The sequence below is a fragment of the Flavobacterium sp. LM5 genome, assembly GCF_002017945.1.
Lineage (GTDB): Bacteria > Bacteroidota > Bacteroidia > Flavobacteriales > Flavobacteriaceae > Flavobacterium > Flavobacterium succinicans.
This window is the reverse complement of the sequence record NZ_MUFX01000001.1, coordinates 1,351,067-1,365,025: the sequence shown is the minus strand read 5'-3', so window position 1 is coordinate 1,365,025 and position 13,959 is coordinate 1,351,067. Positions and strand designations below refer to the sequence as shown.

Annotated in this window: 6 protein-coding genes and 1 pseudogene; 4 read left to right on the top strand and 3 right to left on the bottom strand. The window is 35.1% G+C overall.

The window, feature by feature from the left end:
* Positions 1–70: 70 nt before the first annotated feature.
* Positions 71–1,519 (bottom strand): IS1182 family transposase, encoded by a 1,449-nt coding sequence (locus BXU11_RS05755; protein ID WP_024981156.1) that lies wholly within the window; start codon positions 1,517–1,519, stop codon positions 71–73.
* Between the two features lie 154 nt (positions 1,520–1,673).
* The gene (sucC, locus tag BXU11_RS05750) at positions 1,674–2,867 is read right to left on the bottom strand and encodes an ADP-forming succinate--CoA ligase subunit beta (protein ID WP_024982632.1); all 1,194 of its coding nucleotides are present in this window, start codon (positions 2,865–2,867) and stop codon (positions 1,674–1,676) included.
* 397 nt (positions 2,868–3,264) lie between these two features.
* Between sucC and gltB the strand changes: the two genes are divergently transcribed.
* The 4 genes and pseudogenes from gltB to BXU11_RS05730 all read left to right on the top strand — a co-directional run bounded on the left by gltB (position 3,265) and on the right by BXU11_RS05730 (position 12,172).
* On the top strand, positions 3,265–7,782 hold the full coding sequence (gene gltB / locus BXU11_RS05745; RefSeq protein ID WP_078211309.1) for a glutamate synthase large subunit: 4,518 nt from the start codon (positions 3,265–3,267) through the stop codon (positions 7,780–7,782).
* A 2-nt stretch (positions 7,783–7,784) separates the two neighbouring features.
* Positions 7,785–9,239, top strand: coding sequence for a glutamate synthase subunit beta (locus tag BXU11_RS05740; RefSeq protein WP_078211308.1), 1,455 nt, complete (start codon positions 7,785–7,787; stop codon positions 9,237–9,239).
* Positions 9,240–9,422: 183 nt separating this feature from the next.
* Complete coding sequence (gene lysA, locus BXU11_RS05735) at positions 9,423–10,640, top strand: diaminopimelate decarboxylase (RefSeq protein WP_078211307.1); 1,218 nt, start codon at positions 9,423–9,425, stop codon at positions 10,638–10,640.
* A gap of 117 nt (positions 10,641–10,757) precedes the next feature.
* Positions 10,758–12,172: pseudogene (locus BXU11_RS05730) on the top strand (alkaline phosphatase).
* A gap of 52 nt (positions 12,173–12,224) precedes the next feature.
* On the opposite strand, the gene pafA reads toward BXU11_RS05730, so the two are convergent.
* A complete protein-coding gene (gene pafA / locus BXU11_RS05725) occupies positions 12,225–13,841 on the bottom strand; it encodes an alkaline phosphatase PafA (RefSeq protein WP_078211306.1) in 1,617 nt (538 codons plus the stop codon).
* Between the last annotated feature and the right edge of the window lie 118 nt (positions 13,842–13,959).

Genomic DNA, 13,959 nt, shown 5'->3' with positions numbered 1-13,959 from the left:
GATTTTATTGTGGCTACATTTCGATTTATCTAAGTTCATTTTAGATGAATCTGGAAGTAGACTTGATTTGCTACATTAATTTCAGTATTCTTTTTAAATTGACTGTAAAAATAGCCATTGCACCCTGCATTTGCATATTGTCTATACCGTACGATAGTGCTCTGTCATAACCATGTACATTCTTTAACTCACTATTTTTAGCCTCTATCTTGTATCGATGTTTTGCTTTTTCCTTGTAATATTCTGTTTCTTGAAAATCTATTTGGTCTTGATGTAATTTTGATTTTATAGATACCGAATACGTTTTTGTTTTGGCTCCATCTTTATAGCAACCTTCTTTTAAAGGACAAGACTTGCATTTTTTGATATCAAAATAATAAGTATCTACTTGATTTGCCCCGACATCTTTGGTTCCCCCTCGTGCTTTTCGTATTGCCATATGTCCTGCTGGGCAAACAAACCTATCAGCATCTTTATTGTAGTCAAATTTATCTTCATCTTTTCTAAATCCTTGTGCTATCGATGGATTTAGTTTTGCTACTATTTTAATGTTTTGTTCACTTGTTATTTTTAGGTTTTCTTTTCCAGAATAAGCCGCATCGCCAATAATGGTGTCAACATCAATTCCGTTTTCTTGACTAATTTCTAAAAGTTTAGGCAATTCCGGTCCATCGCCTTTTTCTCCTGATGTAACTACGGCCGCTGTAATGATGCGTTCTTGGGTCATTGCCAAATGGGTCTTGTATCCAAAAAAGGAGCTCTCGGCAGATTTATGGCCTATTTTTGCATCGGTATCTTTTGATAGCGTTAAATTTTCTTGAGTATCTTCTAGGGTTTCTTTTAGCAGATTTAATTTTTCTTTCACAGCGGGTATTGAACTTATCGATGGCTCATTTTCGATACGTTTTCCTAAGTCTTTGCAATAAGCTAGTTCCTTTTCTAAATCATTATCGGTATTTTTTTCAGGCATACGTTCTTTGAATTGGTCGTCAAAGATGTATACTGTTTTTCGAAGAAGTTTTGAACGTTCTCTCAATACATCGATAGCTGAAAATGGATTGGATCTTGATAAAGTATGTGTGGCATCAACGATAATAGACCTCGAACGGATGATACCTTTTTCAATAGCGATGGCTACCGTTTTGTTTATCAATAGATTTAATAAATCGGTGTCTTTTAAACGCAGTCTTCTGAATTTTGTCAACGAACTAGAATTGATAACATCGTCTTCTGGATTCATGTCCAAAAAATATTTAAAGGACATATCGTAACGCGAACGCTCTACTACATCAACATCAGAAACGGTATAAATTGTTTTAAGAAGCAGATACTTGAACATACGAACAGGACTTTCTGCCATACGCCCATTATCGGCGCAGTATTTATTCAATAACTCGTCGTAAATAAAGGAAAAATCAATCAAATCATTGATCTTTCTTAAAATATTTTCCTTTGGAACGATTAAATCATACAATGTAGAATGCTCGCTGAATCGTATTGTTTGTTGCTGTACTAACACTTAAAAAATATTAAAATTACAGCTAAATATAATAAAAAAGGAGCAGGAAAGCTAAGCTTTCTACTCCTTTAATTATCGCTTTTATTCCTTAAAGTACTTTTTCAGTGGCCTCCAATAACTGAACAGGCTTTTCAATATATAACTAGATTGTAAATTAAGACAATGCAGCTTTAACTTGGTCAGCAGCTTCTTGAAACTCAACTGCAGAAAGAATTGGCATTCCAGAATTATCAATTAATTCTTTTGCAATAGCAGCATTCGTTCCTTGTAAACGTACAATGATTGGCACTTTTATAGCGTCACCCATATTTTTGTAAGCATCTACAACACCTTGAGCTACACGGTCACAACGAACAATTCCACCAAAAATATTGATCAAAATTGCTTTTACGTTTGGATCTTTTAAGATAATACGGAAAGCTGTTTCTACACGTTTTGCATCAGCTGTTCCTCCTACGTCTAAGAAGTTTGCAGGCTCAAAACCAGCATACTTAATCAAATCCATAGTTGCCATAGCCAAACCAGCTCCGTTTACCATACATCCAACAGTTCCGTCAAGGTCTACATAATTTAAACCTACTTCTTTTGCTTCAACTTCGATTGGGTTCTCCTCACGAATGTCACGCATATCAGCATATTTAGCTTGTCTGTATAAAGCATTATCATCGATATTTACTTTAGCATCAACAGCCATAATTTTATTATCAGATGTTTTTAACACAGGGTTAATTTCGAACATCGAAGCATCTGAACCAATGTAAGCATTATATAAAGAATCGATGAATTTCACCATTTCTTTGAAAGCATTTCCAGAAAGCCCTAAGTTAAAAGCAATTCTTCTTGCTTGAAAACCTTGCAAACCAACAGCTGGATCTACTTCTTCAGTAAAAATTAAATGAGGAGTATGCTCAGCAACTTCTTCGATATCCATTCCACCTTCTGTAGAATACATAATCATATTACGGCCAGTAGCTCTGTTCAATAAAACAGAAACATAAAACTCAGAAGTTTCGCTTTCACCTGGATAATATACATCTTCAGCAATTAACACTTTGTGTACTTTTTTACCTTCGGCAGAAGTTTGAGGCGTAATCAATTGCATCCCGATGATTTCGCTAGCAATTCCTTCTACTTTGTCTAAGCCTTTGGCAAGTTTTACACCACCACCTTTTCCACGTCCACCGGCGTGAATTTGAGCTTTAACAACATACCAACTTGTACCTGTTTCGGCAGTTAATTGTTTTGCAGCAGCAACAGCTTCTACAGGGCTATTCGCTACAATTCCGCGTTGAATTCGTACGCCGTAGCTTGCTAAAATTTCTTTTCCTTGATATTCGTGTATGTTCATAATGTATAGGATTTTACAAAACTCAGAAAACGTTCTAGAGTCAAAGTGCGACAAAAATATAAAATATAACTTAAAAAAAAATATTTATTTTTAAGTTAAAAAAAACAAAAAAAGGAAAGACTTTTCTACGCTGTTTTTGAAAAAATATAAAGCTTACTTTAAAATTTGTGATATTTATTTGTCTTGCCCCATTTTAGCGGGAAAAACAAGATTTTAAGACCTATTTTTACGTTGTTGAGTAATAAAAATTATCATTTTACAAATGGAAAGCACTTAAAAAATCCTTTTTATCAATTATTCTACATTTTTTTAATTTTACCACAAAAAACAAGACAAAACCAGCATTTTAGAATATTTAATTCAACAAATACTTAATTTTGAAAAAAAAATAGCAAGCATGAAAGTTAAAGAACAAGGCCTTTATTTGCCCGAATTTGAACACGACAATTGTGGTGCAGGATTCATTTGTAATTTGAACGGCATCAAATCCAATGACATTATTCACAAAGCATTAGACATTTTAATTAAGTTAGAACATCGTGGTGCGGTAAGCTCAGATGGAAGAACCGGTGATGGTGCAGGAATTCTTTTTGATATTCCGCATGCTTTTTTTAAAAAAGTATGTGACTTCACTATCCCTGAACCTAGAGAGTATGCGGTAGGAATGGTTTTTCTACCTAAAAGCTCAAATCAAGTTGATTTTTGCAAAACCACCTTCGAAAAAGCAATTTCAGATCAAAAATTAGAAATCCTTGGATGGAGAGATGTTCCTGTTGATGTAACGAATCTAGGACAAATCGCTGCAGAAAAGGAACCTACAGTAAAACAAGTTTTTGTGGGCAAAAATGGCTTGTGCTTGACCGAACAACAATTCAATGCCAAAATGTTTGCCGCTAGAAAGATAGCAGAACATGCAGTTAGAGGTTCAAAAACTTCTGAGAGTCACATGTTTTACTTCTCAAGTTTTTCTACAACAACTATTATATATAAAGGACTGTTAATGCCAGAAGACATTAGCCGTTATTATACTGACTTATTAGACGACGACTTAGTTACTCGTTTAGCATTAGTACACCAACGTTTTTCTACCAATACTTTCCCGTCTTGGGAACTTGCACAACCTTTCCGTTATATGTGTCACAATGGTGAAATCAACACCTTGAGAGGAAACGTAAGTCGAATGAGAGCCCGTGAGGAGCTAATGAAAAGTGATATTTTTGGAGACGATCTAAAAAAATTATTCCCAATTATCTTAGAAGGAAAATCCGATTCTGCTTCTATGGATATGGTGGTAGAATTGCTTTTAATGACGGGTCGTACCCTTCCAGAAGTGATGATGATGGTGGTTCCAGAAGCTTGGGAAAAACATCAAACCATGAGTGCTGAGAAAAAAGCATTCTATGAATACAATTCTTGTATTATGGAACCTTGGGACGGTCCTGCTTCTATACCATTTACTGATGGAAACGTTATTGGAGCCTTATTGGACAGAAATGGACTGCGTCCTTCAAGATACACTTTGACCAAAAGTGGTTTCGTAATCATGTCTTCAGAAATTGGCGTACTCGATATCAAACCTGAAGATGTAATTCAACATGGTCGTTTAGAACCAGGAAAAATGTTCTTGGTCGATATGAACGAAGGAAGAATAATCGAGGATGACGAAGTAAAACATTCCATAGTTACTAAACGTCCTTACCAAAAATGGTTGGATGAAAACTTGATACAATTAGCCAGTATTCCTTACACCAACAATGCAACTCCTGTTGAGCATTTAGATTTTGAAACCAGACAACGCATGTTTGGCTACACCATTGAAGATCTAAAAACTATCATTAATCCAATGGCAGGCCTCGGAAACGAAGCGATCAGCTCTATGGGGAATGATACTCCGTTGGCAGTACTATCAGATCAACCACAACTTTTGTATAACTATTTCAAACAATTATTTGCTCAAGTTACTAACCCACCTTTAGACGGAATTCGTGAAGAGATCATCACCGATATCAGTTTAGCCATCGGAGGAGATTATAACATTTTTGAAATTGAAGGCAAACAATGTAAAAAGCTAAAAATTCAAAATCCAATTATTTCCAAAGAGGACTTAGATAAAATTAGAAGTATTGAGCATGATGATTTCAAATCGGTTACCATTTCTACCTTATATAAAATTGAAAAAGGTGCCAATGGTTTAGAGCGCGCTTTAGAAAAATGTGTACAAGCCACTTTCAAGGCCGTTTCAGAAGGCAGTAATATTGTCATTCTTTCTGACCGTGGCGTAAGCCAAAGCATGGCTCCAATCCCAATGTTACTGGCATGTTCCTACATTCATCACACTTTAAACCAACTTAAAGTTCGCTCTAAGTTTGGTATCGTGATCGAGTCTGCTGAACCACGTGAGCCACATCATTTTGCTTTATTGTTTGGGTATGGTGCAAGTGCCATCAATCCTTATATGGTAAATGAAATTATCCGAAATCAGGTAAACGAAGGCAATATTACTGGAATTACAGCCGAGTATGCTATAAAAAATTACAACAAAGCTATCGGAAAAGGAATTCTAAAAATTATGAATAAAATCGGAATCTCTACGCTACACTCGTATAGAGCGGCACAAATTTTTGAGATTTTAGGTTTAAACAAATCATTTACGACTAAATATTTCCCTTATACTCCCTCTCGTATCGAAGGTATCGGACTAATGGAAGTAGAAAAAGAAGTGAAAAAGCGTTTCCAAAAAGCATTCCCAAATTCAAAAGTAGCCAACTTGCTACCGCTCGAAATTGGCGGTATTTACAGATGGAGACGAAATGGTGAAAAACATATGTTTAATCCAACGACCATTTCAAAACTACAACAAGCCGTTCGTTTGAATAGCCCAGAAAGTTATGCCGAATATTCTAAAATGGTCAATGAGCAAAGTGCTAATTTGATGACTATTCGTGGATTATTTGAATTCAATAATTTGGATCCTATTTCTATTGACGAAGTAGAGCCTTGGACTGAAATTGTAAAAAAATTCAAAACAGGCGCCATGTCATATGGTTCTATAAGTCAAGAAGCACACGAAAATCTAGCGATTGCTATGAACAGAATTGGCGGTAAAAGTAATTCTGGAGAAGGTGGAGAAGACGCTAAACGTTTCCAAAAAGAATTGAATGGTGACTCAAGAAATAGTGCTATCAAGCAAGTGGCTTCAGGTCGTTTCGGAGTGTCGATTAATTATTTGACCAATGCCAAAGAGATTCAAATAAAAATGGCTCAAGGAGCTAAACCAGGTGAAGGTGGGCAATTACCAGGTGAAAAAGTAGTACCTTGGATTGCTGCAACCAGAAATTCCACACCTTATGTTGGACTAATTTCTCCACCTCCACATCACGATATTTATTCTATTGAAGATTTATCACAATTAATTTTCGATTTAAAAAATGCCAACCGTGAAGCTAGAGTAAATGTAAAATTAGTATCAGAAGTTGGAGTTGGAACCATAGCTGCGGGTGTTGCTAAGGCAAAAGCTGATGTCATCTTAATATCAGGTTATGATGGAGGAACAGGAGCTGCACCATTAACATCCTTAACTCATACTGGAATCCCGTGGGAATTAGGTTTGGCTGAAGCCCAACAAACTTTAATCCTAAATGATTTAAGAAGCCGTGTTGTTTTAGAGTGTGATGGACAGTTAAAAACTGGTCGCGACGTTGCTATTGCCGCTTTACTTGGAGCTGAAGAGTTTGGCTTTGCCACTGCTCCATTAGTAGCTTCAGGTTGTATTATGATGCGTGCTTGTCACTTGAATACTTGCCCTGTAGGTATTGCAACTCAAGATCCTGAACTACGTAAAAACTTCAAAGGTACTCCAGAACATGTTATTAATTTTATGTACTTCATTGCAGAGGAATTAAGACAAATTATGGCTCAGCTAGGTTTTAGAACATTGAAAGAAATGGTAGGACAATCTCAAAAATTGAATGTAAACAAAGCCATTACACATTACAAAGCTATGGGATTGGATTTATCAACTATTCTTTACAAACCAGAAAAAGCAAAAACAGTTCCTAACCACAATACAATGCCTCAAGATCATGAATTAGAGCATGTATTAGATTTTGATATTATCAAAGCTGCGATTCCTTCTATTTATAGAAAAGAAAGAACAAGAGTAACCTTTGACATCAAAAATACGGATCGTTCAGTTGGAGCAATTTTGAGTAACGAAATATCAAAAATATACGGTGCACAAGGACTACCAGAAGATACTATTTTAGTTGACTTTACGGGTTCTGCTGGACAAAGTTTCGGAGCTTTTGCTACCAATGGATTATCATTTAAAATCCACGGAAACTGTAACGATTATCTAGGTAAAGGACTTTCTGGAGGTAAATTAATTATTAAAGTGCCACCAACAGCAACTTTTAAACCTGAAGAAAATATCATCATAGGTAACGTAGCACTTTATGGAGCTATTACTGGTGAAGCATATATTAATGGTATGGCTGGAGAACGTTTCTGTGTAAGAAACTCCGGAGCAACTGCAGTGGTTGAAGGCATTGGAGACCACGGTTGTGAATACATGACTGGAGGGACTGTCGTGGTACTAGGCAAAACCGGACGTAACTTCGCTGCTGGTATGAGTGGAGGTATCGCTTATGTTTATGATCCAAATAAGAAATTCGACCAAACCCTTTGCAATATGGAAATGGTAGCTTTTGACCCATTAGAAGCAGAAGATATCGCAAAAATGAAACGTTTGATAAAAAATCATTCTTTATACACAAGTAGTCCATTAGCTAAGAGAATTTTAACAGATTGGGACAACCAAGTCAAGCATTTTGTAAAAGTAATGCCTACAGATTACAAAAAAGCATTACAACGTATTGCAGCAGAAAAGGAAGTTGAAGAATTAATAGCACAATAGTCATGGGAAAAATAGGAGGATTTAAAGAATATAGTAGAGCCGATGAAAGTAACGTTGCTGTTGAAGAACGCGTTACAAATTATAATGAATTTACAATTACATTACCAAAAGATAAAATAAAAGAACAAGGTTCAAGATGTATGGATTGTGGCATCCCGTTTTGCCATAGCTCATGTCCATTGGGGAATTTAATTCCAGATTTCAATGATATGGTACATCAAGAAGAATGGCAAAGTGCCTTAGAAATATTGCAATCAACGAATAATTTTCCTGAATTTACAGGAAGATTATGCCCTGCACCATGTGAAAAATCATGTGTTCTTGGTATTATCAAAGAACCCGTTGCCATCGAAAATATCGAGAAAAATATTATTGAAAGAGGTTTTGCCGAAGGATGGATTAAACCACAACCGCCAGCAGTTAGAACTGGTAAAAAAGTTGCTGTTATAGGTTCTGGACCAGCTGGTTTAGCGGCTGCACAACAACTCAATCGTGCAGGACACACTGTAACTGTTTTTGAAAGAGATAATGCTATTGGCGGATTGTTACGCTACGGAATTCCAAATTTCAAATTAGAGAAAGGAATAATAGATCGTCGTGTTGCTGTTTTAGAAGCTGAAGGTATCGTTTTTAAAACCAATGTAAATGTGGGTGTCAACTTTTCGGTAGAAGAATTAAAAAGTTTTGATTCTGTTGTACTTTGTGGAGGAGCCACAGAAAGAAGAGGATTACCAACCAAAGGAGCTGATAGTAAAGGAGTTGTTCAAGCCATGGATTTTCTAACGCAACAAACTAAAGTTTTATACGGCGAAGAAATCCAAGACCAAATTAAAGCTACTGGAAAAGATGTTATAGTTATTGGTGGCGGAGATACAGGATCTGACTGTGTTGGAACATCAAACAGACAAGGGGCAAAATCAGTAACTAACTTTGAGATTATGCCAAAACCTCCAGTAGGTCGAAGCGAATCTACACCATGGCCGTTTTGGCCATTACAATTAAAAACTTCTTCTTCACACGAAGAAGGTTGTAATAGAAACTGGTTGATTAATACTAAAGAATTTATTGCTAACGAAAAAGGAGAGCTAACTGCCCTAAAGACAGTAGAAGTAGCTTGGAAAATTGTTCCTGGACAGCGTCCGGAATTAATCGAAAAAGAAGGTTCTGAAAAAATATGGCCATGCGATTTAGCACTACTCGCTTTAGGGTTTACTGGACCCGAAAAAACTTTAGCAGAACAACTTGGTCTAGAATTGGATATGAGAAGTAACTTCAAAGCCAATAACTACCAAACTAATGTTCCTCATATTTTCACCGCCGGTGATATGAGAAGAGGACAATCATTGATTGTTTGGGCTATCTCAGAAGGTCGTGAAGCCGCAAGAGAAGTTGATTTATTTTTAATGGGATACACCAATTTGCCTACAAAAGGCAATGGCGATTTGCCTAGTTTATAAACGAACCATTTTTTTAAATCCCTTGACTATTATCCAAAAGCCAAGGGATTTTTTTTGTTATAAAAAATCGTATAAAAACAGACTTTGCGTAAATTTAAAACATTTTGTTATATTATGTTATAATTCGTTATATATTTGGCTACCATAATAAACTGTAATAAATTTGCACAAAAATAAAAGACAATGCAAGGAAAAGACTTACTTCAATTGGCCGAACAATTTGGCACTCCGCTATACGTTTATGATGCTGAAAAAATTCAATCTCAGTTCAACCGCTTAACCAAAGCTTTTTCAAAAGTTGATAAACTTCGCATAAATTATGCCATGAAAGCATTGTCAAACGTAGCTATTTTACAATTATTGAAAGACATGGGCTCTGGATTGGACACTGTATCCATCCAAGAAGTCTTATTAGGGTTGCACGCTGGATTCGAGCCCGAAAAAATATTTTATACACCAAATGGAGTGTCTTTAGAAGAGATCGAAGAAGTAAATGCGTTAGGTGTTCAAATCAACATTGACAATTTATCTATATTAGAACAATTTGGTACCAAACATCCAAATGTTCCGGTTTGTATTCGTATCAACCCTCACGTCATGGCGGGAGGTAATACTAACATTTCTGTAGGACATATAGACAGTAAATTTGGAATTTCGATACATCAAATGCCTCATTTGGTTCGTATCGTAGAAAATACAAAAATGAATATTGTAGGGATACATATGCATACAGGATCAGATATTTTGGATATCGAAGTGTTCTTGTATGCTGCTGAAATTCTTTTTGATGCAGCGAGAAATTTTAAAAACCTTGAATTTTTAGATTTCGGAAGTGGTTTTAAAGTTCCTTACAAAAAAGACGATATTGAGACAGATATTGAGGAATTAGGCAAAAAATTATCCAAAAGATTCAATGCTTTTTGCGAAGAATACGGCAAGGATTTAACCTTAATCTTCGAGCCTGGGAAATTTTTAGTAAGTCAAGCGGGATTTTTCTTAACCAAAGTAAATGTGGTAAAACAAACTACTTCTACTGTTTTTGCAGGAATTGACAGTGGTTTTAACCACTTAATTCGACCAATGCTTTATGGTTCTCAACATCATATCGAAAATATTTCTAATCCAAAAGGAAAAGAACGTTTCTATTCTGTTGTAGGTTACATTTGTGAAACAGATACTTTTGCAAACAATAGAAGAATCGCTGAAATAAAAGAGGGAGATATTCTTTCTTTCCACAATGCTGGAGCTTATTGCTTCTCGATGTCTTCCAACTATAATTCCCGATACAAACCCGCCGAAGTTTTGTGGTTACATGGAAAAGGACACTTGATTCGTGCTCATGAAAAATTTGAAGATTTACTTCAAAATCAAATTCCATTGACAACGGAAACAACAATCTAATTTTAAAATCCCATTTCAAAATGGGATTTTTTTATTTAAGGGGTCGAGTTTTAAATAAAACTTAACCTAATCAAAAATTAAATTATTTACATTTGATTTGATTAAAAAAAATGACACATGAATAGACGGAATTTCTTCAAAAACGGATCGCTTTTCGCATTAGGAACTACATTAATCAATCCATTTGAAAGTACTGCCAATGAGCTTGATTTAAAAGACTTTCATAAAAACAAGAAAGCAAAAAATATTATTGTTATTGTTAGTGACGGCATGAGTATCGGCACACTAAACATGACCGACATCTACTTAAATAGAAAAACAGGAAAGGGAAGCAATTGGCTACAATTGTATAAAGACAAAAAAGTGAGCCGTGCCATGATGGATATGGCTTCTGCCTCGTCAATAGTAACTGATTCTGCCGCTGCAAGCTCTTCATGGGGAAGTGGTTTCAGAGTAAAGAATGGGTCGTTAAATATTGGAGTTAATGGGAGGAATACTTACCTATTTGGCAAAAATTTCAAAAAGCAGGAAAAATGGCAGGTTGTGTGACAACCGTTCCTATTACTCACGCCACACCAGCAGGATTTTGTATTGCCTCCAAAAGCAGAAATAGCCAAGAAGGGATTGCTGAACTGTATTTGGATTTAAAATTCGATGTTATGTTAGGTGGAGGAGACAACTACTTTTCTGCAGAAATTCGCAAAGACAAAATAGACCTTTATAAAGAATTTAAAGCAAAAGGATTTACCGTCGTTACTAATAAATCAGAATTAGAAAAATGCACTCTTAACCAACCTATTTTAGGTGTATTTGACAAAGAAGGACTTCCTTATTCAAAAGATAGAGAAAGTAGCAAAGAGCTTGTGAAAAACATTCCTACTTTGGCAGAAATGACACAAAAAGCAATTGACAGAATGAAAAATCACCCAAAAGGATTTGTACTTCAAGTTGAAGCTGGAAAAGTAGATTGGGCTGCACACGGAAACGATGTTACTGGCTTGATTTATGATCAAGTTGCTCACGATGAAGCTATAAAAGTAGCTATGGATTTTGCTGAAAAAGACAAAAACACGTTAGTAATTATTACAACAGATCACGGAAATGCCAACCCTGGTATTGTTTATGGAAAAGAAGCTAATGCTCAATTTGACACCATTCAAAATTATACACAAACCAATGACTGGATTTTAAATGGTATTGGCAAAGAAACTAGTGTAAAACAAGTAATCGACAGAATTGAATACGCTAATAAATTTGTTTTAAATGAAGACGAAGCCAAAGAAATCTTAAGCTACTACACTAACATAAAAACTGAAGAAGGTTTATATAATGCAAGGCATTTACCGCTAAAAGCGTTGGGAGAAATTCAAAAGAAAAGAAATTCTGTAGGATGGATTAGTACAGATCATTCCGCAGATTATACTGAGCTAGCCATGTATGGCCCAGGAAGCGAACTTCTATCACCCTTTATAAAGAATACAGATCTCCACTATCTAATGCTACAGGCTGCAGAAGTTGAAAATAATTTTTAAAAAAAACTCCTGAACTAAAAAAAGTTCAGGAGTTTTTTTTCTTAAAATGACTTTATCTAGTCTTTAGTACTTCTTCTAATACCTGTCCTTCGGTACCATTAGGGAAAGTTATTTTGAGTAATTTAGACAAAGTAGGAGCTATAGAGGTGATATTTTCTTTTTTATAAGACTCCCCTTTGGCTATATGCCAACCATAAAACAACAAAGGAACGTTTGTATCGTAACTGTTAGGCGTGCCGTGAGTAGTACCTGTTTCATTATACTCCATGTAACCCGTTTTGTGAACAAGCACTAAATCTCCATTCTGTTTTGGATCGAAACCTCTAAAAATAAAATCTAAATAATAATCTCCTCCTGAAGATGCTAGAACTTCATCGTCGGTATAAACTCGTTTAATCGAAGAAAAACCTAAAACAAAAGACTTAAATGTATTTTTAACACTAGTAAGCTCTAATCCTTTTGCTTTCAACATATCACGATTCAAATAGATATTAAAATTAGAATAATTCAATATTAAATTTGCACCATAAGTATCTATAGAAAATTTTTCCAATGCTCTCAACGTTTCTTTTGAAGGAACATTGGTCACATCATACTTATTATCCCTCAAAAAGATTGGATTCTCAGCTGCAGCATGATCAGCAGTTAAAAAAAGTAAATAATTATCTTTACCTATATTTTTATCAAGATATGTTAACATTCTTGCTAAGGTCAAATCCAAACGTAAATACGTATCTTGAATTTCAATGGATCTTGGACCAAAAGTATGCCCAATATAATCTGTAGAAGAAAAACTTACCGTTAAAAAATCAGTAATATTATCTTTCCCCAAACCTTCATTTTCTATGGTTTTCAAAGCAAGATCTGCTAACAAATCATTACCAAATGGAGTCGTTCTAAGAATATCCGCACCAGATTCCTTATACAATTTATTTAAATCATAAGGAAAAACTGGAGGCTTTGTTTTATCAATTCTGCCTTCATAAGGATTATCATCAGAAAGACTTTCATTATAATTATCAATTGGTTTTAACAAACTCCACCCCTTCTCAATATACGGCATATAATGTTTCTCACTATTAAATTTAGTTACCCAGTCAGGCATTTTCTCTCCATAAAAAGAACTTGAAATAAAATCGCCAGACTTACTATACCAAAAAGCCCAATTTGCAAAATGCCCAGCAGGCAAAATAGCACCTCTATCTTTAATACTCAAACCAATAACTTTACCTCTAAAATTAGTAGCCATTCGTAATTCGTCAGTTACAGTAGTTGCTAACAAGTTTTTAGGAGACATCATACCTTCTTTTTCTGCCCCAATAACTAATGTTTTTACAGAAGCATCGTCCGTACAATATTTATTTTTTCCAGTTTCTCGAATATACCAATCATTACCAATAATACCATGTGTAGCAGGTGTAGCCCCAGTATAAATCGAAGCATGACCAGGTGCTGTATAGGTGGGCACATAATTATAATTCATATTATGAAATGAATACCCCTCATTCATCAAACGTTTAAAGCCTTCTTGCGAATAATCATCATAAAACCGATCCAAATATTCCGCTTTCATTTGATCCACAACTACTCCAATCACTAATTTAGGCCTTTGCTGTCCATAACTTTGTAAGAACAAGGACAAACAAAAAAATGTAAAAAACTTTCTCATAATTATTTTTTTAGCAAAAATAAATGAATATAGTTAATAAAATATTAGGTAAACAAAAATATTGAATACAAAATACATAAAAGTAATAAGTAACCCCCACAAAAGGCATTTTCAGTGA